The 20,155-nt window shown below is 48.7% G+C and carries 18 protein-coding genes; 3 read left to right on the top strand and 15 right to left on the bottom strand.

Annotated elements, in window-relative coordinates; translation table 11 throughout:
* Positions 1-11: 11 nt before the first annotated feature.
* Together BM271_RS00680 and BM271_RS00675 are read right to left on the bottom strand one after the other, a co-directional pair.
* Positions 12-521, bottom strand: a complete 510-nt coding sequence (locus tag BM271_RS00680) for a cupin domain-containing protein (protein WP_046789728.1) — start codon at positions 519-521, stop codon at positions 12-14.
* A 72-nt stretch (positions 522-593) separates the two neighbouring features.
* Positions 594-2,246, bottom strand: coding sequence for a YhgE/Pip family protein (locus tag BM271_RS00675; protein ID WP_046789727.1), 1,653 nt, complete (start codon positions 2,244-2,246; stop codon positions 594-596).
* A 158-nt stretch (positions 2,247-2,404) separates the two neighbouring features.
* Here BM271_RS00675 and BM271_RS00670 point away from each other — a divergent pair, with 158 nt between their 5' ends.
* From BM271_RS00670 to BM271_RS00660, 3 genes are all read left to right on the top strand, one after another.
* On the top strand, positions 2,405-3,001 hold the full coding sequence (locus BM271_RS00670) for a TetR/AcrR family transcriptional regulator (RefSeq protein WP_046789726.1): 597 nt from the start codon (positions 2,405-2,407) through the stop codon (positions 2,999-3,001).
* Between the two features lie 418 nt (positions 3,002-3,419).
* Positions 3,420-4,457 (top strand): acyltransferase family protein, encoded by a 1,038-nt coding sequence (locus BM271_RS00665; protein WP_046789725.1) that lies wholly within the window; start codon positions 3,420-3,422, stop codon positions 4,455-4,457.
* A gap of 120 nt (positions 4,458-4,577) precedes the next feature.
* Positions 4,578-5,438: a PPK2 family polyphosphate kinase gene (locus BM271_RS00660; protein WP_046789724.1), complete on the top strand. Its 861-nt coding sequence runs from the start codon at positions 4,578-4,580 to the stop codon at positions 5,436-5,438.
* A 176-nt stretch (positions 5,439-5,614) separates the two neighbouring features.
* Here BM271_RS00660 and BM271_RS00655 read toward each other — a convergent pair whose 3' ends face one another.
* The 13 genes from BM271_RS00655 to BM271_RS00595 all read right to left on the bottom strand — a co-directional run bounded on the left by BM271_RS00655 (position 5,615) and on the right by BM271_RS00595 (position 19,942).
* Positions 5,615-6,658, bottom strand: a complete 1,044-nt coding sequence (locus BM271_RS00655) for a nuclease-related domain-containing protein (RefSeq protein WP_046789723.1) — start codon at positions 6,656-6,658, stop codon at positions 5,615-5,617.
* A 196-nt stretch (positions 6,659-6,854) separates the two neighbouring features.
* Positions 6,855-7,760 carry a D-ribose ABC transporter substrate-binding protein gene (locus BM271_RS00650; RefSeq protein ID WP_046789722.1) on the bottom strand — a complete coding sequence of 302 codons (906 nt, stop codon included), beginning with the start codon at positions 7,758-7,760 and terminating at the stop codon, positions 6,855-6,857.
* A gap of 13 nt (positions 7,761-7,773) precedes the next feature.
* Complete coding sequence (locus tag BM271_RS00645) at positions 7,774-8,715, bottom strand: ABC transporter permease (RefSeq protein WP_046789721.1); 942 nt, start codon at positions 8,713-8,715, stop codon at positions 7,774-7,776.
* A complete protein-coding gene (locus BM271_RS00640; RefSeq protein ID WP_046789720.1) occupies positions 8,708-10,195 on the bottom strand; it encodes a sugar ABC transporter ATP-binding protein in 1,488 nt (495 codons plus the stop codon). The genes BM271_RS00645 and BM271_RS00640 overlap by 8 nt, the downstream gene beginning before the upstream one ends.
* Positions 10,196-10,203: 8 nt before the next feature.
* Positions 10,204-10,584, bottom strand: coding sequence for a D-ribose pyranase (gene rbsD / locus BM271_RS00635; protein ID WP_046789719.1), 381 nt, complete (start codon positions 10,582-10,584; stop codon positions 10,204-10,206).
* On the bottom strand, positions 10,577-11,458 hold the full coding sequence (rbsK, locus tag BM271_RS00630; protein ID WP_046789718.1) for a ribokinase: 882 nt from the start codon (positions 11,456-11,458) through the stop codon (positions 10,577-10,579). Before rbsK ends, rbsD begins: the two co-directional genes overlap by 8 nt.
* A gap of 13 nt (positions 11,459-11,471) precedes the next feature.
* Positions 11,472-12,419 carry a LacI family DNA-binding transcriptional regulator gene (locus tag BM271_RS00625; protein ID WP_046789717.1) on the bottom strand — a complete coding sequence of 316 codons (948 nt, stop codon included), beginning with the start codon at positions 12,417-12,419 and terminating at the stop codon, positions 11,472-11,474.
* 193 nt (positions 12,420-12,612) lie between these two features.
* Positions 12,613-13,728, bottom strand: coding sequence for a hypothetical protein (locus BM271_RS00620; protein WP_046789716.1), 1,116 nt, complete (start codon positions 13,726-13,728; stop codon positions 12,613-12,615).
* Between the two features lies 1 nt (position 13,729).
* Positions 13,730-14,884, bottom strand: a complete 1,155-nt coding sequence (locus BM271_RS00615) for a hypothetical protein (protein WP_046789715.1) — start codon at positions 14,882-14,884, stop codon at positions 13,730-13,732.
* A 29-nt stretch (positions 14,885-14,913) separates the two neighbouring features.
* The gene (locus BM271_RS00610) at positions 14,914-16,686 is read right to left on the bottom strand and encodes a solute:sodium symporter family transporter (RefSeq protein WP_046789714.1); all 1,773 of its coding nucleotides are present in this window, start codon (positions 16,684-16,686) and stop codon (positions 14,914-14,916) included.
* A gap of 143 nt (positions 16,687-16,829) precedes the next feature.
* A complete protein-coding gene (locus BM271_RS00605; RefSeq protein ID WP_046789713.1) occupies positions 16,830-18,386 on the bottom strand; it encodes a PTS transporter subunit EIIC in 1,557 nt (518 codons plus the stop codon).
* 29 nt (positions 18,387-18,415) lie between these two features.
* The gene (locus tag BM271_RS00600) at positions 18,416-19,252 is read right to left on the bottom strand and encodes a MurR/RpiR family transcriptional regulator (protein WP_046789712.1); all 837 of its coding nucleotides are present in this window, start codon (positions 19,250-19,252) and stop codon (positions 18,416-18,418) included.
* Between the two features lie 15 nt (positions 19,253-19,267).
* On the bottom strand, positions 19,268-19,942 hold the full coding sequence (locus BM271_RS00595; protein WP_046789711.1) for an N-acetylmannosamine-6-phosphate 2-epimerase: 675 nt from the start codon (positions 19,940-19,942) through the stop codon (positions 19,268-19,270).
* Between the last annotated feature and the right edge of the window lie 213 nt (positions 19,943-20,155).

Below are 20,155 nucleotides of genomic sequence, written 5' to 3'. Positions count from 1 at the left end.
ATCATCAACCATTATTTTTTCCAGTAAGTGAACAAAGGCCCCTCCGGACCGAACAACGGATCATTATCCGGCAGCGCCACCTGTCTGATATTCTCCAGATTTTCCGGCCGTTCTTCAGCTTTACCGTACAGGAAGTCATGTTCTTTGCCATCCGGATATGCCCCGATGACAGCAAAATCTTCACTGCTTTCAAGGCATTTATGACCGAATCCGGCAGGAAGAATGAGTGCATCACCTTTTGCGACCTTCACTTTAACACCGGCTTCACCGCCCATCAGGAGCGTTGCCTTTCCGGAATCCACCACCAGCACTTCATGCGTATTGCTGTGATAGTGGTGTTCTGTGTAAATCCCGCCCCGCCATGTACCGTGCCAGTTGTTCTCTTCCAGTATTTTCTCCGGATCATCATCCGCAGTCACTGCATTTTTATAAAGCAGCAGCGCATAATCCGGGTTATTCGGGATTGCCCCGTCATCTTCAACTTTCAAAGCCCTGATATCAATATCTATCGGACGTCTCATTACCATACACTCCCCATAAAATCATTTGGTTCTTTATTCCATTAAACACAGGACCCTAAACACCAGATGTCCTTAATATTCAATTCTGCTCATCTCCCGCGTTATATTTTCAAACTTCCGGAATCTGAATTTCAGTATATTGATCAGACTGAACAATCCAATTGTAACACCTATTATCACCGCGAGGTAAACAAATGTCGAATGTGTGGTCAGTACCGCTTCAAAGTCGAAAATCACTTCCCGCATGGCTGTCACAGCGTAGCTCATCGGCAGCACCGGGTGCAGCGTCTGATACAGGCCACCCGCCGTCTGGATCGGGAATGTCCCGGCACTTGATGAGAGCTGCAAAATCAGCAGGATGACCGCGATGAATTTCCCGACGTTGCCGAGCAGCGCAACCAGAACGGCAATGACCATCAGGGCGGCAAGTGTCCAGAGCAACATGATCAGATAGAACTGCCCCGGCTCTGCAATTTCCAGTTCAAACCCGAACTTCAATACTGCGAATAAAATGCCCGTGGAAATGAGTGCATGCGTAATGAGCAGCATCGTCTTGCTCACAGTCATGGTGAACGCATTCCGGTAATTGTCCTGTGAACGGTTGAGCGGATACAGCACGCTGAAGGCGATGCATCCCAAAAACAGGCTGACGGCAACGATGAACGGTGCAAACGTCTGGCCGTAGTTCTCGATCTCGGTGACTTCGGTTTCGCTCACCGTAATCGGATCAGCGATAAACCCTGCATTGTCATCGGTGAGCTCGAGTCCGTCGAATTCCGCAAGGCCTTCCTCAACTTCAGTGATCATTTCGTTCAGACCCTCATCCAGTTCCGTCAGCCCTTCGGTCATCGACCGGCTGCCTTCTGCCAGTTCTCCTGCCCCTTCAGAAACACCGGGGCCCACCTGGTCAATGCCTTGCTGCACTGCTTCGTTTCCGGCAATCAGCTCATCGAGGCCGGCGGAAAACCCATCCAGCTGACCCGCCATCTGAGGCGGCACCTGACTTTCCATGGCTGCAAGGTTTTTATTCATCTCATACAATCCATCTGTAACTTGACGATTGCCTTCGGACAATTCACCCATCGACCGGTTCACACCGTTATCCATTTCCATGAGTCCGGATTCGACCGCTTCGCTGCCTTCGATCAGTTCATCCACGCCCGTCTGCATTTCAGCCAGTGCATCGAGCAGATCTTCATTATTCGTTTTGACGTCGCTCAGATTTTCAACTAGCGTCTCCGTGTACAGCTTCGTCACCGACAGACTCACTTCGTCCTTGATGGCTTTGCCGGCACTCGAACCCATGACAGAGCCGAGGAAGTTATACCCCGGATTCGTCCGGATTTCTATGTCGATATTCTCCGCTTCCGGCTTCAGCAGGTTGGCTGCCTTCTCAGATGCATCCGCCGGAATTTTGACGACGGCATACACTTCACCGTGCCCAAGTTCCCGGCCGGCCTTTTCCATATCAGTGAACTGCCACTCGAATTCATCGTTATCCTTCAGTTCATCCACCAGATCCCGGCCCAGATTGATCTCCTCTCCATCAAGTTCCGCGCCCTCATCTTCATTCACTACATCGATTTTCAACTGGTCCATGCTGTCGTACGGATCCCACATCGAGCCCAGGAATATCGATGTGTATATTGCCGGAATCATCGCAATCGCCAGCAGCGAAATCAGCAGAATCGGCTTCTTCAAAATATGTTTAAAATCATCTAACATTGCAATCCCTCTTCTTTAAAGTTATTATTTTAACAAACACGATGTTCATTATTTTACTCCGTGATGATTAAAATACAATGATCAATAAAATACTGGATGTCGTTTATTCAACACAAAATAACCAATTGTCGTTTAAAAATGAAAAAGAGGGATCAATTATGGAAAAGCAGGATCTGCGCAAGATTAAAACACGGAAAGCGATTGATCAGGCATTCACTGCCCTGATTGCAGAAAAGGGCTTTGAAGCGATGACAATCAAGGACATCGCTGAAGAAGCCATCATCAACCGCGGCACATTTTATATGCATTACGAGGATAAATATGCTCTGCTCGAATCCTATGAAAACACGCTCCTTGACGGCTTATATGAAATCCTGTCGCGGAACATCGAAGAGGAACATCATAAGCTCTCCATCGGCATGCCGCGGAAAATTGCGACGGACACCTTCAATTACATCAGTGAAAATGCGGATAAGATCATCGCGCTGTTCAACAACCAGGGAGAGAACCAGTTCGAACATAAAGTCAGGGCGCACATGCTGAACTATTACCGCATTCACAGCGATCAGCTCATTGATAAGAACAGGCTGCGCGTCGACATCGACTACCTCCTCGCCTACATCACCAACGCACACATCGGCCTCATCCGCAACTGGCTCGAGCACGGCCGCCGGGAAACCAGCGAAGAGCTCGCCGACATCCTGGAGATGCTCACCGTCAAAGGACCTTTTTATGCTGCTGGACTGCTGGATTGATGAAAACCGGTGTATGATGACAGCTTCACCCGACATTGTGAATTCCCGGCAGCCGATAAAATCCCGGGAATCACCGTTTGCTGGACGTCGGAACACGCGCGAACTCCAGAAAACATATTAGCTGGACGTCGGAACATGCGCGAACTCCAGAAAACACATTTGCTGGACGTCGGAACACGTGCGAACTCCAGAAAACATATTAGCTGGACGTCGGAACACGTGCGACGTACAAGAAGGCCGTTCCCTCCGGTTTATCTCCCGTTTTATGATTTTTATTGTCACAAAACAACCACAAAATCCAACAGATAACCTCTTTTTGTTTGATTCTACATCTAAAGATGTATTATATTGGTCTCTATAATTCTAATAAACGGGTATATAAAAATATGGAAACTAAAAAATAACGAGGGATCTCACAATGTCTCAAAGAAAAAGATTTACTGAAATAGACGCATTGCGCGGACTCGCAGCACTTGCTGTCGTGCTTTTCCACTATACAACGCGTTATGAAGAGAGATTCGGAGAAGTGAGCGGTGGGTTCAGTGAAATCTTTTCACTCGGTGAATACGGGGTACAGCTGTTCTTCATCATCAGCGGCTTCGTAATCTATATGTCCATCCTCAAAGTCAAATCCGTATCCGATTTCGCAATCAAACGTTCATTCAGACTCTATCCGGCCTATATATTTGCAGTGGTCCTGACGTTCACAGTCGTTTCACTCGCTTCGATCGATCAGCTGAAAATCGATATCATGCCGGCACTGATCAACCTTACGATGTTCCAGGATTTCCTTGGCGCCCCAAGGGTTGACGGTGTCTACTGGACACTCCGTGTCGAAATGACTTTCTATATCCTCATGGCGATCCTTTTATTCTTCAAAGTGGAAAAGAAAGTCATGCCGATTGTCATTTCATGGCTGGCATTTTCTGTCATTATCCAGCTGATCCACCGGAACATTGATACTGAAATGACTGCTACAATCAGAGAGTTCTCAATTGCCAGCTTCAGTCATATGTTCATCATCGGCATCATGTTCTACTGCATCTGGCAGCATGGAAACCAGCTGAAGTATCATGCAGTAATCGCAATGTGTATCGCATACGATCTCGCATTCATGAGTGTCGAGAATGCCCTGATCACGACAGTATTCGTCGCGACATTCTATCTGGTCATCAACAACAAGCTTCAGTTCCTGAGCTCACGCGTGCTCGTGTTCTTCGGCACCATCTCATACCCGCTGTATCTGATTCACCAGAATATCGGGTATGTCATCATCAACCAGCTGCATGCCATGGGATTCACACACCCGATCTACACAGTCATGCTGATCGGAGCGACTGTCCTTGCAGCATATCTGATCTTCAGATATATCGAGACACCGGTGCAGAACGCATTGTACAAACTTTACAAAGGACAGCGTAAACCCAGTGGCAAAAAGAAAATGGCAGTAGACTAGAATGTTTTTCGGAATAAAGGACAGGCATGATGTTGCATCCACCTCGACAGGTGATGATTATCATGCCTGTTTTATTGTCAAAAAGTGGGGTACTTCACATAAAGAAAGGGGCCTTTATTAATGAAACTGAAAAAGTATAGGATGCCGCATGACGAATATATTGAATTACAGGAGTACCCAACCTCAGAAGATAAAACAAAAGATAACGATGAAATCAGGAGCGAGGTTATTCCGCCGCTTGTTGAAAAGTTGAAAGATCTGCACCTCAGGCTGAATGCCGAGGAGAAAAACGGAATCCTCGTTGTACTGCAGGCACTGGATGCTGCCGGCAAAGATGAGACGATCAGCTATATATTCTCGAATCTGAATGCCCAGGGGTTGAAAACGACAACTTTCGGCAAACCGACTGAAACGGAACAGAAACACGACTATCTGTGGCGAATGCAGCCGGCCATCCCAGCACGCGGTGAAATCGGTATTTTAAACCGGTCACATTATGAAGACGTAATCGCGCCGCGGATCCATGGCGGCTTAGAGCCAGGCGACTTCCCGGAAGGTGAAGACGAGGATTCAATATGGAACATCCGCTTCCGTCAGATCAATGACTACGAAAAGTATTTATACGAAAATGGCATACATGTCGTGAAGTTCTTCTTCAACATGTCCAAAGATGAACAGAAAGACCGGCTGCTTGAACGCATGAAGACACCGGATAAAAACTGGGAATTCTCCTTTTCAGATGTAGAAGAACGACAGCACTGGGACGAATATCAGCAGGTATTCGAAGAAATGCTCAACGGAACATCCACCAGCTACTCGCCCTGGTACGTACTGCCAGCCGATGACGAATGGCACAGCCGCAGACTCGTTACCGCAATCATGATCGATCTGCTTGAGCGGCTGGACCCGAAATTTCCTGAAATCACAGGGGAAGACAAAGATAAACTTAAAGAATATATTGATAAACTGGAAAAAGAATAGTCCCGTGAAGGCCTTTCACATCTATGTATGACAATCGTAGACGTGGAAGGCCCTCTTTCAGGGCGATGATTCCAAATCACTGATAGGCAGGCACCTCTCCCAGGGCGATGATTCCAAATCATTGATACGCAGGCACCTCCCCCCGGGCAATGATCCCGAATCATTGATATGCAAACTCATTTTTCCCTCATGTAATTACGGTTCACTCCTTTCAATTTATGATATCTCGGATGTCCTTCAAATATAAAGTCCGGGTCATGTTCATAATAAGAAGCATAGTTCCCAGCTGACAGACACTCGCCCACATCTTTATGAACCATTTTGTAATGACTGTGATTCCCCTTAAAAATCAGGGGGAAATATTGTCTCATCCTGCGCTGAATCTTCTGAGAGTCAATCTTCTTCCCCAAAAATTCATAGATTCCGCCCCGTGTCACCTTTTCTTCAGGGAATAATACAGAAAACTCAATTGCCGCCCGCACCACACTCCGCTCAACAGGCTCCACATACCCGCATGCCGGGCACTCCACGCAAAAACGCTTCATCAGAACAGCAAAGCTGCTGCATTTACAGCAATTCACGCCGAACTTTATTCTCCCTTTATCAGCCTTGGGAGCCGGATGCGGATTTTCTATAATACGCCCTGCGATTTCCTCTGCGAGCACCTTCGCAGAGCGGCCGGAAGTATTGTTATGCAGACTCCGGAAATACTGCTTCAACCGGTTCCGCATCACAAACAGATTCACATTTTTATAATCCGTCGGGCCGAATATCATATAGGGATTCACAAATACAATTTCCTTCTGGATTTCAAAATGGATTCCCGTATCATAACGCAGCTTGAGCAGTTTATTGGCAGCAACGGAGATCTGACTGACCGGATCTTCGGAAATTTGATGCCCGCGCACCTTCCACACACCCTCTTCATACGAATAATTCCCGCTGTAATTTTTGATTTCATTCACGATCATTATATTGTCTGCAACAATCAGCGTATCCAGCTGCACTTTCGAATCCTGTACCCCGAGCCAAATATCGCGGAAAACATACAGCGGACCGTGACCAACCGCGTCCAGCACAGCATCATACTCCTGCTCCCCTTCATAGCCGGAACGATACCACTCCAGACTCCGTTCCTCCTTCCGATCAAGTTCGGCCCTGCTTTTCCGAACTTCAAGATAAATATGATTACGAGACCTGTTCCTTTCAGTAACGAACATAAAAACCCTCCTTTTAATAAAAACCCCTCTACCTTATATATAGGTGAAAACGACCGATTTGATCTTTTCAGAATTAAAAAAGCAGATTTCATGAATCTGCGGTACTTTTCGATCCTTAACACCGAATTATGTAATAAATTCCCAAACACAATAACACAAAAAAGACGGCTCTTCAGCCGTCTCCCGATTCTGCCCACTATTCCTGTTTTTCCAACGTCAATTCCACTTTAATCTCTTCTTCAACGTCTTCTCCGTTAACCAATTTCTCCACCGTTTCAACAGCTGTCTCACCCATCAGATCGGGCTGCTGTGCAACTGTCGCATCCAAACCGCCGTTCTCCACCGAATTCAGGGCGTCCTCCGAACCGTCAAATCCGACGACGAGCACATCATCCGGTGCCGCTTCGACAGCACCGAGCGCCATTTCATCGTTGTGGGAGAAAATCGCTTCGATTTCAGGATTGGCCTGCAAAATGTTCTGCGTGACGTTCAGCCCTTCCGACCTGTTGAAGTTTGCTGTCTGGCTCGTCACTACATCCAGAGATTCCTCCGCGACATTCGTAAACCCTTCACCCCGTTCACGCGTGGCACTCGCACCCGGTACACCTTCAAGCTCTGCAACTTTGGCACCTTCTCCGAGTTCATCGACGATGAACTGCGCGCCCATCTCGCCGCCTGTCACATTATCAGAGGCGATGAACGCCGCCACTTCACCGCTCTCTACGGAACGGTCGAGCGTAATTACAGGGATACCCGAACCGTTGGCCGACTCAACCGAGCTTGAGATGGCTGCGGAATCCGTAGGATTGACCACAAGATAATCGATGCCCTGCTGCATCAGATCCGCAATATCATTGACCTGCTTGGCAGAATCATCCTGTGCATCGACCACTTTCACCTCATATCCCTTTTCTTGTGCCGCGGCTTCAATACCGTCCTTCAATGTCACAAAGAACGGATTGTTCAGAGTCGAAACGCTGACACCGATGACAACATTGCCGTCCTCTCCCGAACTGCCGCCGCTCTGACTCCATGCCGGCGGTTCCAAAGAACATCCTGCAACGAACACGAGGAGACTGAAAAATAACAGTAATCTTTTCATCAATAAAAACCCCTTACTTATTTTTTCTGTCAATCAGCACCGCAACAACGATGACCAGACCTTTGATGATCTGCTGATAGAATGAAGATACGCCGACCAGATTCAGTCCGTTGTTGAGCACACCGATGATCAGTACACCGATCAATGTGCCGACGATGCGTCCTTTACCGCCCATCAGTGACGTCCCGCCGAGCACGACCGCAGCGATGGCATCCAGTTCATACGTCTCACCGGCAGTCGGCTGGGCGGAATCGAGTCTCGAAGCGAGGATGATTCCTGCAAGTGCCGACATCAGTCCGGACAATGCATAGATCATGATCTTCCTGCGGTTCACTTTGATTCCCGAGAGCGCTGCAGCGGTTTCGTTCCCGCCGATTGCGTATGTCTCCCTGCCGAACACTGTTTTATTCAAAATAATGTAAAGTATCACAAATGTAATAATCATCGTCACCGCCGGCACCGGGATGCCGAAGAAGTAGCCTTTACCGAACAGCTGGAACATCAGGCTGTCCCCGAGGCCTGTAATCGGGTTGCCCTCCGTCACGACAAGCGTCGCCCCGCGATATATCGTCATCGTTGCCAGTGTGGCGATAAACGGCGCCATGCCGCCTGCCGTAACCAGAAGTCCGTTGATTGCTCCCGCAAGCAGTCCGACCAGACACCCGAGCAGCATCGCGAACATCGGATCGATGCCCGAAGTGATGATCAGTGCCGTCATTGCACTTGAGAATGCCAGAATCGAACCGACACTCAGGTCGATGCCTCCTGTCAGGATGACGAACGTCATGCCGAAAGCAATCAGTCCGTTGATCGATACCTGACGCAGCAGATTCAACAGGTTATCCGGAGACAGAAATTGCTGGTTCATGATTGTAATGACGACCACGAGCAGCGTCAGCCCCACTATCGGCAGAAATCTGTCTATCATATTATTCAGTGTGAGTTTGCTATTCATCCAACTTTCCCCCTGTAGCCAGTGTCATAATATTTTCCTGGTTGATCTTTCCTTTATCCAATATGCCGCGAAGCCGGCCTTCCTGCATGACCGCCACCCGGTCAGAAAGCCCGATGACTTCAGGCATTTCCGACGAAATCAGGATAATCGACATGCCGCGCTCCGTCAGTTCATTGATCAGGTAATAAATCTCCCGCTTCGCCCCGACATCGATGCCCCGCGTCGGTTCATCGAGTATCAGTATTTCCGGCTGGCTGCCAATCCATTTCCCGATGACGACTTTCTGCTGATTCCCACCGGAGAGTTCCCCGACGATCGATTTTTTCTCAGATTTGATATTCATCCGTTTGATCATCAGATCAGAGAAATCATTCTCATCCTTCCGCTTCATGAATCCGCCTTTTGAAAAGCTCTCCATTGAAGGCATCGTCATGTTGTCCACCAGGCTGAAGTCCAGTATCAGCCCTTCGCTTTTACGGTTTTCCGTAATGAACCCGAAGCCGTGCCCGATTGCATCCGAGGGCTTATCAATCTTCACCTGTCTGCCGTTAAGTTCAACTTCCTTAGACCCCGGATCCACGCCGAATAAAGTTCTCATGACTTCAGTGCGGCCGGCGCCCATCAGACCTGCAAAGCCGAGGATTTCCCCTTTACGCAGCTCAAAACTGACGTCTTTGACAGGGTGCTTTTTATTCTCAAGGCGTTTGACGCTGAGCACCACCTCATCCGATAAATCATGCGACCGGTCCGGGAACTGGTCGTCCAGATCCCTGCCGACCATCGACCGTACGATTTCGTTGTAGTTCGTCTCGGCCGTCTCCTTATACAGCACACTCCGTCCATCTCGCAGCACAGTGATTTCATCGGAAATCCTGGAAATCTCCTCCATCCTGTGGGATATGTACACGATGGATACGCCGCTTTTCCGAAGATCATCGATGATGTCAAAGAGCACTTCGATTTCCGTATCTGTCAGTGCCGCCGTCGGCTCATCCATGATCAGTACTTTCGTGTCCATCATCAGCGCTTTCGCAATTTCGATCATCTGCTGTTGACCGACGGAACAATCCCCCGCCCGTCTGTTCAGATTGATATTGAATTTCAGGCGTTCGAAGACCGCTTCCGCTTTGCGACTCATCAACCTGTTATCAAGGAGCCCGAACTTCGTATGTTCATTACCGATGAAAAGATTCTCCAGCACCGTCAGTTCCGGCCATATGTTCAGTTCCTGATGGATGAACACGATTCCTGCCTTTTCCGCTTCCTTCAGGTTACTGTAATTCACTTCCTCACCATCACGTACAATCCCGCCCTGGTCATAAGCATGCACACCCGAGAGGATCTTCATCAATGTCGATTTGCCGGCTCCGTTCTCCCCCATGAGTGCATGGACCGTGGAATCCTTCAGTTCGAAATCCACGCCCAGGAGCACTTTATTGGCACCGAAAGCCTTGTGTATGTTTTTCATTTCAATCATCATTGGACCTCCTAGAAGAAAACGTTGCTGTAAAGTAAGACATTTGCGAACGGCGTCGTTTCACCCGTACGGATTACCGCTTTGGCATCTTTGCACATCCGTTTCAACGCTTCATGCGGCACCTGCTCAGACGGGATGCCGCTGTCAAACACCCGTTTCAGACCGGCATCATCCACCTCTTCTGCAAATACCTGACGCTCCACATACATGCTCTCTGTCAACAGTTCGTATGTCTCCCTGAACGACGGCGTACCCGCTTTAAGAGCGATGTCGATCCGCTTTACACCATCAGGGATCGGCAGCCCGCAGTCACCGATCACGACAAAATCCCCATGTCCGAGATCACTCAGCACTTTCGAGATTTCACTGTTCAAAACGACTGACTTATACATTATCCATCGCCTCCTGCCACTCATTCAGAGTCGGGATTCCGCCCTGGGCACCCATCGCACGGATGGACAGTGACGCTGCCATATTCGCGCTGCGGATGGCCTCCCCGAGACTCATGCCCTTGACGAGAAACGCAGCCAGTGCCCCGTTGAACGTATCACCGGCACCGGTCGTATCCACAGGCGTCGTCCTGAAAGAGGGTACGCGCACTTCTTCTTCACCGTTATGGTACAGGCAGCCCGCGTCGCCCATCGTGACGATCAGCTGGTTCGGATGCTTCCTGATGGCGCTTTTTACATCGTCTCCGAAAAGTGCATTGCACTCCAGTTCGTTCGGCGTGATAAGCGCACATTTTTCAAGATATTCAATCTCGATCGGAATAAAGGGTGCCGGGTTGTAGATCACCTTCACACCATTTTCATAACAGAAATCGATGACGTACTTGATCGTTTCGACCGGAATTTCATTCTGCAGCATGACATATTCCGCGCGCTTCAATAGCCCGTGCGATTTCTCCACCACTTCCGGTGTCAGCAGACTGTTGGTCCCCGGCACGACGATGATGGAATTGTCGTTGTCATAGATGTTGATGTGCGCCGTTCCGGTCGCCTCATCTGTAAACGTTTCCATATTTTCACAAAAAACAGCATTGTTCTCTAAATTCATTTTTAATTTCTCCCCGAAACCATCATCACCGATCGCACCGACAAACGCAGTTTTCGTTTCAAGCCGTGCCGCAGCAACCGCCTGATTCGCTCCCTTGCCGCCGTATGCCGTACTGAAATTTGTGCCTAAAATCGTTTCCCCTTTATAGGGCATTCTTTCAGCCTGCACGATGAAATCCGTCGACAGACTGCCAACTACTACGATATCCATATTTTCCACTTCCTTATGTACTTTGTCTTTTGATCAGTTTTACATCAAGCACCTGGCTTTGGGCCGGCTTGCCTTCATTAAGATCCATGAGCATCCCGAAAGCATTTCTGCCGAGCTCGTAAATCGGCTGTTCAATCGTCGTCAGCCCCGGATAGACATACTCCGAAAAATCCAGGTTGTCATACCCGATGACCTTTACAGACCGGGGGACCGCTACATCACTTTCCCTCAGCATATTCAGCACTTTGTAGGCCGTCACATCGTTCGGACAGATGATGCCGTTGAATTTGAGAATAAAATCCGCAGTGCCGTCAGACAGCATCCTTTCCAGATGCATGTACGGTAATGTTTCATATTCAATTCCGTGTGCCTCCAGCATTTCAGCTGCCCCAAGAGAACGGTTGTTGAAGGAACTGTATGCCTCAGGGCCTTTCACGATCAGAACTTTGTCCGCACCCTGCCGGGTCAGATGTTCCGCCTGAAGCCGGCCGCCTTTCAGGTTGTCCGATTCGATGGATATATGATTTTCAACCACACGGTCCAACAGGATGAGCGGCCGTTTATCAGAGTACTCTTCGCGTTCGACCGACCAAGTTGCAGAGATGACGCCCGCACAGTTATTCTGGCGGAAAATTTCCAGGTATTTCGATTCCTTGTCCATGTCATGATCCGTATTGCCGATGATTATGCGGTAGTTATTTTCGATCGCCGCATCTTCAATCCCCCGGATCACTTTCGGGAAATAAGGGTTCGTGATGTCCGGCACCAGCACGCCCACCACATTCGAGCAGCTCGTATTCAGCGCACGCGCCACTTCATTCGGTTTATAGTCCAGGCGCTCCGCCGCCTCAAGCACACGACGCTTCACATCCGGACTCGCATAGCCCGAACTGTTCAGCGCCCGCGACACCGTCGCCACCGACACACCAACCTCTTTTGCCAAATCTTTGATTGTCACCATTTCTGCATCACCTGTGTAAACGTTTACATATAATTTACCACAAGATGAAAGCGGACACAATATGAATTTGAATATATGCAGCATTTATTTTAATAGAGATCGAAAATTCCACATAAAAAAGATGGATGCATGATCTTCCTTTGACTATCATGCATCCATCTTCATGTTTCTGCATGTCTTACATACCTGTCATTCAATCCTTTTCTTTATTCTGCAACCGGAATCGGTGACGGTATCCATAAGTGCTCTCCTGGATAATGCTTTTATCCTGGACACTGGCGCCGATTGAAGCAACGACTGTTGAGAGTGATGTAGCGAACCATGCGAGTTCAAGATAAAATCGGATACCCACTTCTTCCTCCCCAATATTCCGGAGTATATAGTCAGGCGGCAGCAGTACCAGACCCGCTGTCAGGAACATCAGATACAGCACAATAAAATAGAACACCAGCGATATGAGCAGAGTAAGGAGCGTCGCACCGTTATACAGCTTCAAAAATCGGATATCCGCTTCCTGTTCCCTTGTTTCCCACAGGTTATGGGAAATGATGATCCATGTAACCATGCCTGTGACAGCAAGGAGTGATACAGCCAGGAGCCGCCACGTGGAAAATATATTGCTCAGGTTCCACATCGTCGAAAACATCATGCTGAAAGCGCCTGTAGCGAATGCAAGTGCGACCACACCGCTCAGTATACGCAGCATATTGAACGGATTATTCGCCCAGGACATACCGCTTACCAGGCGCAGATATCCCCTAAGATTATCATCGATCTGATATATAGAATGCTCCGATCCGGTTTCCTCTCTGTAATCACTGTCATAGTGAAGCCTGCTTGTCTTGAAGTAAGGGCTGAAGGCGCTGACCAGCGAATCTCTGCCGGTATCATCCCGGGCTGCTTCGTCCCTGTCATTATCAGCCTGAACCGAAGTGATGAGAGTAACTATCGTATCAAGTATCCCCTTTTTATTGGGCGGCCAGCCGTAGGCAGGCAGGGAGACCACGCCGACTTCCGTTTTCTCATTGAGGTCGATGACGGTGATATGATCATTATGATATATCGGGAGATCGGTGATGAACATGGTATAGTCCCAATCATTCTCACTGTAATACTTTTCAGTTTTCTGAAACAGTTCTTTGGTCAATTCTGCATAATTTGTAAGCGGGTCGACGAAAACCTCCACTTCCCATTCGTAGTCTTCTTCAAAGTGTTCTGCAAGTATATCCGGCAGATCTTTTTTTATTTTTTTCGCAAGCGCATCAGGTGCACCCGGAGCCGCCACGATGCCAACATACCTTTTCGTCATTTCAATCACCCCCCGATTCATCATGAGTCTGTTCTTTGCCTGCATATTCCTCTGTCTGCTGCGCCTTTGATTTCTTTTGATTTTCTTCTTCAATCTGTCTGTAACGGTACATCTGTCTGTACGAATATGTCACATTATGAATTTTTTCTTCATCTTCGACAGTCGAGCCTAAAGCACCCGCAAGAATACCTGCTGACGAGGCGAACCATATCAGATTCAAATAATCCATCCATTTTACATCAGGATCGATCTGGGTCCATGTCTCAAAAAGCCCCATGGGGACAAAAATTATGATTGAGACCGTGAGCAGCAGATAAACGATGAGGTAGTTCACGATGGTAATACCCAGCAGCGTCGCCATCGTCGTAAAATTATAAAGGTAACGGTATGACGACTGATTTTTGGTGGAAACTCTCTCCCAGAGGTTATGGGCGTATATCAGCCATCCAGTCATGCCGAAAATGGCTATGAAATACAATAGTATTAAACGCCACAGAGAATAATCCAGACTCAGTTCCCATGGAGTCGAAAAAACGGAAATGTAAGTGCCTGTTGCAAACGATAATGCAACAATCGTTTTAAGGTTGCTGAATGCCGTCCATGGTTGATTCATGTAAGTCATGCCGGCCACGAGTTTTGTCCATCCGCCAAGAGTCGATTTCAATATATAGCGATTATTGCTTGCTTCATTCTCGTCGGGATCCATCACGGAAATACGATTCATGAAATTGGATTTTATCTCCTCTTTCTCTTCAGACGGATTATTGTCATAGAGCTGCTCTATATGATGGATGATGAGATTCCGAAGCTTCTTCTTATTCCTCAGGATACCAAGGGCAGGCACTGAAATCAGTGATACCTTTTTATCTTCATTGAATTCCGAGATGACAACTTTGCCGCTCGAGATACTCGGCAGGTCGCTTACAGCGATTGCCATGTCCCACCCGTTATCATCCTTGATGGCCTCGGCCTTATCGAATGATTCACTGATGAATTCAGCTGAAGATGCCAGAGGATGGGTCTTATAATCAAAGTGCCAATCCACTGTTTCATCGATTTCATGTCCTGCCAGGTCACTTAGCCAGTCAATGATATCCCGGCTCATTTTCTCAGACAGGCCCGGGGCGGTGATCAGACCGACGGTTACTTTTTCCATCATCTCATTCCTTTCGACAGCAGAATTTCTTAATAGACTTCCGCTTCCTCCACTCTTCTCTCATGTCTTCCTTTCACAAACTCCTGGTATTTCCTGTTCCAGGATTTAAGTGAAATCACATACAATACGACTGTCACAACAATCTGCATCAAAACAACCGGCAGGAACCATCCAGAAACAATGCCTTCCTCACTTGCGAACCCGACTTCAGAAAACAGCACGAAACTGAACACCATTGCGCTGAATAAAATAACCGTAACCGGTATTGCGTATTTCCACGGCACCATGCTGACTTTGGCATCCGGTGTGAACCTGTATGGTTCGGCGAGCGGTCTGATCATCCCGGCTGAGAGCATTATCGCAACTGCCAGCACGAAAAGCATACCCTGTATATGGATGAAGTTAATCGGCACTTCTATACCGAAGAACATCGGCAGTCCCCACATCAACATGAAATATGTCACGACATGGACTGTAATCGCGATTTTCGGCCCGATCGGCGGAATGCGTTTTGAGAATATGCCGGCCAGTACGATGGCGATGATCGGGATATTGAAGAATCCGGTGAATTCCCGGATGACCGTCCAAAGCCCGTCGGGTGCGTTGAGCAGCAGCGGTGCGATGAAGAATGTGACCAGCGACAGTACGACACCGAACCACTGGCTGACGCGGATCATCTGGCGGTCTGTCGCATTTTTATTGATCAAAACTTTATATATGTCGTATGCGAACATCGTTGCAGCGCTGTTGAGCAATGAGTTGAAGCTCGAGAACACAGCACCGAGCAATACCGCCAGGAAGAATCCATTCAGGAATGTCGGCAGCAGATCCGAAATCAGTGCCGGATAGGCGAGATCCATCGTCCCGAGCTCCGGACCGTACAGATGGAAGGCGATGATGCCCGGAATCATCATCAGAAAAGGCACCAGAATCTTCAGGAACCCTGTCAATAAAGCCCCCTTCTGCCCTTCCGCAAGACTCTGCGCACCGAGTGTCCGCTGGATTGCATACTGGTTCGTGCCCCAGTAGAAGAGATTGGCGAAGATCATTCCCGTGAAGATCGTGCCGAACGGCACACCGTCATCACTTGAGCCGATGGCGTTCAGTTTTTCAGGACTTTCGACCGTAATCGTCTTCATCCCCTGCAGCATATTGCCGTCACCGAGCGCAATGAACCCGAGCACAGGCACGATCAGTCCGACGATAAAGAGACCGATGCCGTTCAATGTATCAGAGATCGCAACGGCCTTGAGTCCGCCGAATATCGCATAACACGAACCTATGATACCGATGATCCACACAACAAGCCACATCGACTGTTCGAATGAAATACCCAGTGCCGACGGTACATCGAACAGCTGGAGTACCGCGATCGCTCCGGAATATAAGACAGAAGGAATCGTCACCAAGCCGTAACCGAGCATGAACAGCATGACGACCTGGATGCGCGTCCCCTGGTCAAAACGGTTGTCTATGAATTCCGGCAATGTCGTAAACGCTCCGCCCAGATATCTCGGCAGCAGAATCAGAGCCAGGATGATGACAGATAATCCTGCCGTCACTTCCCAGGCCATACTTGTCATATTGCTGCTGTAGGACTGTCCGTTCAAGCCAATCAGCTGCTCAGCCGAAAGATTCGTCAGAATGAGAGAGCCCGCAATGAAACCGCCGGTCAGTCCCCTCCCTGCCAGGAAGTATCCGGTGGAATCATTGATGGTATTCCTCGTCTTTATATAGGAATACCATGCCACCAGGAACATGAAAAAAGCACAGGATAAAACTGTGAATAAAAACTCTCCCATAATATGTACCCCTTTTTTATCAAAAGTTTAAGTATGGTTTCCTATTAACCTCTTTTCAGGGTGTAAAAACTCATAATATGAAATTTGCATATAAAAAAACACATACACTTCAAGTTAGAAATGTATGTACTTCTGTCATTCTATTAATTTTTATCTTCTGCCTCAGGGTTCCCCTGGTTCAAATACTCTTCCAGATCGTTTTTGATGTTGCTGACCTGGGGTCCGTAGATGACCTGGATGCCGTTGCCTTTCTTGACGATGCCGTTCGGACCGGTGGTCTTGATGGCCTCTTCATCGACTTCACCGATGTCTTTCAACGTCACCCTCAGACGCGTTGCGCAGTTGTCGAGTTCTTCGATGTTGGCTTTGCCGCCGAGGCCGGCCGCGAGTACTTTCGTCTTTTCGCTTGCATCGACCATCTGTACGGCGTCTTTTTCTTCACGTCCCGGTGTTTTGAGTTTCATCTTCGTAATCATGAAACGGAATGTGACGTAGTACAGGAAGAACCACACGATACCGATCGGTATGACATAGAGGAAGTTGGTCTTGTCGTTGCCCTGCAGCACACCGAACAGGATGTAGTCGATGAAGCCGCCGCTGAATGTCTGACCGATGGTGATGTTGAACAGATCCGCCATCATGAATGCCAGTCCGTCATAAAATGCATGGATGACATACAGGATCGGCGCGACGAACAGGAATGAGAACTCAATCGGTTCTGTAATTCCTGTAAAGAATGATGTCAGTCCGGCGGAAAGCATCAGGCCGCCGACGACTTTTTTATTCTGTGGCTTCGCTGTATGATATATCGCGAGACATGCCCCGAGCAGGCCGAACATCATGGTGATGAAGCGGCCGGACATGAACCTGGATGTACCTTCATAGAACTGTTCCACATTCGGATCCGCAAGCTGTGCAAAGAATATGTTCTGAGTCCCCTGGATCATCTCACCGGCGACTTCAAGTGAGCCGCCGAGTCCTGTCTGCCAGAACGGCAGATAGAAAATGTGGTGCAGGCCGAATGGGCCGAGCAGCCTCAGGATCAGTCCGAAGAAGAATGTCCCGATGGCGCCGGTACCTGTGACGAGGTCGCCCGCACTGAAGATCACCGACTGGATCGGCGGCCACACGACATACATCGCCATACCGAGGAACATCGCTGATACTGATGTGATGATCGGTACGAACCTGGATCCGCCGAAGAATCCGAGGAACTGCGGCAGGTTGATCTTATAGTATCTGTTGTGAAGGATCGAAGTCATGATGCCGACGATGATACCGCCGAACACGCCGGTTTCAAGTGTCTGTATGCCGACGGTCATGCCCTGCCCGGCCTGGGCGAGTTCGTCAGTCGCAAGACTCCCCGTAATGCCGAGAATCGCATTGATTGTCGCATGCATGACGAAGAACCCGAGTACAGCTGCGAGCCCCGCCGTGCCTTTATCGTTTCTGGCGAGACCGATCGCAACACCTACAGCGAATATCAAAGGTAAGTTACCAAAGACGATGTTACCTGCAGATGCCATGATTGTGAAAAGGCTTTGCAGCCATACGATATCGAGTATCGGATAGGCTTCGATCGTGTTGGGATTTGAGAGCGCACCCCCGATTCCGAGCAGCAGACCCGCTGCCGGAAGTATCGCAATCGGCAGCATGAATGACTTGCCGAACGACTGCGCTTTGGAAAAGAGATTTTTCATTGCTGGACCTCCAGTATATTTATATTATTTTAATAAAGTTTGCCTGTAATGTTTTCTGATATATCGAGTTTGATCTGTTCTGCCTGTTCGTGATTTCTGATCGCCAGCCCTGTACAGAGCAGATCGATGACGAACAGCTGGGCGACTTTGGATATGAGCGATCCGCTGTCGAGCGGGCTTTCCTTGGCGGATAACAGTAGTACGCAGTCCGAGAACTTGGTCAGAGGCGACTTGGTGTAATTCGTGATCGAGATGGTTTTGGCCCCTTTATCCTTCGCCGCTTTGACACTGTCGACAGTATCACGCGTGCTGCCGGTGATGCTGATTGCGATGACGACGGTATCCGCGTCCATCGAAGCGGTCCGCATCACCTGGGAATGCGGATCTGCAACCACTTCGATGTTTTTCCCCATGCGCAGCATCCTGTTCTGCATATCAAGTCCTGCGATGGATGATGAACCGACACCGAAAACGACAATGTTTGCGGCACTGTCCATCATATCCACAGCTTTCTCAAGCTCAGCTTCATCGATGACTGCATATGAATTTTCAAGAGCGGTCATCATGCTGTTTTTAACTTTGGAGACATAGGAGTTGTTTGTGGCAACACTCCTCAGGTCATCGACTTCCTTCGCCAGGGAAAACTTGAAACTCTGAAATCCCTTATAGCCTATTTTCCGGAAGAGGCGCAGGACCGTCGCCTCCCCGACATTGCATGCTTCCGCCAGTTCAGTCAGGGAATGGTACAGCACCTGCTCCGGATTTTTATTGATGTAGTCGTAGATCTTCATTTCCGATTTTGTAAAGTTCTGCTTTACCTGTTCAAGTCTGATCGATGCCTTTACTTCACTTTTGCCAAAATCCAAATGTATACCCCCTGCCTATTTGTCGATTGCGTCTTTGAATTTCTTCGTAATCAGCTGCGGGCGCGTAATCGCACTGCCGACCACGACCGCGTGGGAACCGAGCGCAAGCGCCTGTGCCGCTTTTTCAGGTGTATCCATATTGCCTTCGGCAATGACAGGCACCGATACCGCTTCAATCATCTTCTCCAGCACTTCGAGCGGCACATCACCTTTCGAATGATCCGTGTAGCCGACAAGCGTCGTCCCCACAATATCCACACCCGCTTTTTCCGCTTCAATTCCTTCTTCCACAGTGGAACAGTCCGCCATGAACAGCTGGTCCGGATACTTTTCCTTTACTTTTTTGAAGAACTCCGCAAAGGGACTGCCGTCCGGACGGGTGAGTTTCGTCGCATCCAGCGCGATGATTTCAATTCCTTCGGCGGCCAAAGCATTGATTTCGGTCATCGTCGGCGTGATGTACACCCCGCTCTTCTCATAATCCTGCTTGATGATGCCGATGATCGGCAGGTCGACGCGCTTCTTGATCTCACGTATGTCCTCAACAGAATTCGCACGGATCCCCTCCGCTCCGCCTTCTGCCACAGCATACGCCATCTTGCCCATGATGTACGGGTCGTGAAGCGGCTCATCCGCCAGCGCCTGGCATGAAACGATCAACTTGTCCTTAAGACTTTCCAAAATATCCATTTGTAGTGCCCCTCTCCAGTAAACGTTTTCACATACTATAGCATTTTGATGATATATTGTCAATTTATCATTTAAAATGATTATTCAATATCATTTATAATAAAAACCCGTCTCTTTTTGACAGCATCTCTTCAATGACAGCAGTCGCTGATGTTCTTCTGGCCATCGTCTGCATCAACGAAGGCCGGATAAACGCTCTTATGGACGTCGTAC

This window comes from Salinicoccus halodurans (assembly GCF_900114445.1).
GTDB lineage: Bacteria > Bacillota > Bacilli > Staphylococcales > Salinicoccaceae > Salinicoccus > Salinicoccus halodurans.
This window is presented reverse-complemented; position numbering and strand designations above follow the sequence as displayed.

What these genes read in the sequence shown, in the direction of transcription:
- BM271_RS00650 (WP_046789722.1), bottom strand. Translation starts at nt 7,760, where the DNA reads ATGAAAAGATTACTGTTATTTTTCAGTCTCCTCGTGTTCGTTGCAGGA.
- BM271_RS00640 (WP_046789720.1), bottom strand. Translation starts at nt 10,195, where the DNA reads ATGATGATTGAAATGAAAAACATACACAAGGCTTTCGGTGCCAATAAA.
- BM271_RS00595 (WP_046789711.1), bottom strand. Translation starts at nt 19,942, where the DNA reads ATGGATATTTTGGAAAGTCTTAAGGACAAGTTGATCGTTTCATGCCAG.
- BM271_RS00620 (WP_046789716.1), bottom strand. Translation starts at nt 13,728, where the DNA reads ATGACGAAAAGGTATGTTGGCATCGTGGCGGCTCCGGGTGCACCTGAT.
- BM271_RS00655 (WP_046789723.1), bottom strand. Translation starts at nt 6,658, where the DNA reads ATGTTCGTTACTGAAAGGAACAGGTCTCGTAATCATATTTATCTTGAA.
- BM271_RS00605 (WP_046789713.1), bottom strand. Translation starts at nt 18,386, where the DNA reads ATGAAAAATCTCTTTTCCAAAGCGCAGTCGTTCGGCAAGTCATTCATG.
- BM271_RS00615 (WP_046789715.1), bottom strand. Translation starts at nt 14,884, where the DNA reads ATGGAAAAAGTAACCGTCGGTCTGATCACCGCCCCGGGCCTGTCTGAG.
- rbsK (WP_046789718.1), bottom strand. Translation starts at nt 11,458, where the DNA reads ATGGATATCGTAGTAGTTGGCAGTCTGTCGACGGATTTCATCGTGCAG.
- BM271_RS00670 (WP_046789726.1), top strand. Translation starts at nt 2,405, where the DNA reads ATGGAAAAGCAGGATCTGCGCAAGATTAAAACACGGAAAGCGATTGAT.
- BM271_RS00660 (WP_046789724.1), top strand. Translation starts at nt 4,578, where the DNA reads ATGAAACTGAAAAAGTATAGGATGCCGCATGACGAATATATTGAATTA.
- BM271_RS00680 (WP_046789728.1), bottom strand. Translation starts at nt 521, where the DNA reads ATGAGACGTCCGATAGATATTGATATCAGGGCTTTGAAAGTTGAAGAT.
- BM271_RS00625 (WP_046789717.1), bottom strand. Translation starts at nt 12,419, where the DNA reads ATGGTGACAATCAAAGATTTGGCAAAAGAGGTTGGTGTGTCGGTGGCG.
- BM271_RS00610 (WP_046789714.1), bottom strand. Translation starts at nt 16,686, where the DNA reads ATGGGAGAGTTTTTATTCACAGTTTTATCCTGTGCTTTTTTCATGTTC.
- BM271_RS00675 (WP_046789727.1), bottom strand. Translation starts at nt 2,246, where the DNA reads ATGTTAGATGATTTTAAACATATTTTGAAGAAGCCGATTCTGCTGATT.
- BM271_RS00645 (WP_046789721.1), bottom strand. Translation starts at nt 8,715, where the DNA reads ATGAATAGCAAACTCACACTGAATAATATGATAGACAGATTTCTGCCG.
- BM271_RS00665 (WP_046789725.1), top strand. Translation starts at nt 3,420, where the DNA reads ATGTCTCAAAGAAAAAGATTTACTGAAATAGACGCATTGCGCGGACTC.
- rbsD (WP_046789719.1), bottom strand. Translation starts at nt 10,584, where the DNA reads ATGTATAAGTCAGTCGTTTTGAACAGTGAAATCTCGAAAGTGCTGAGT.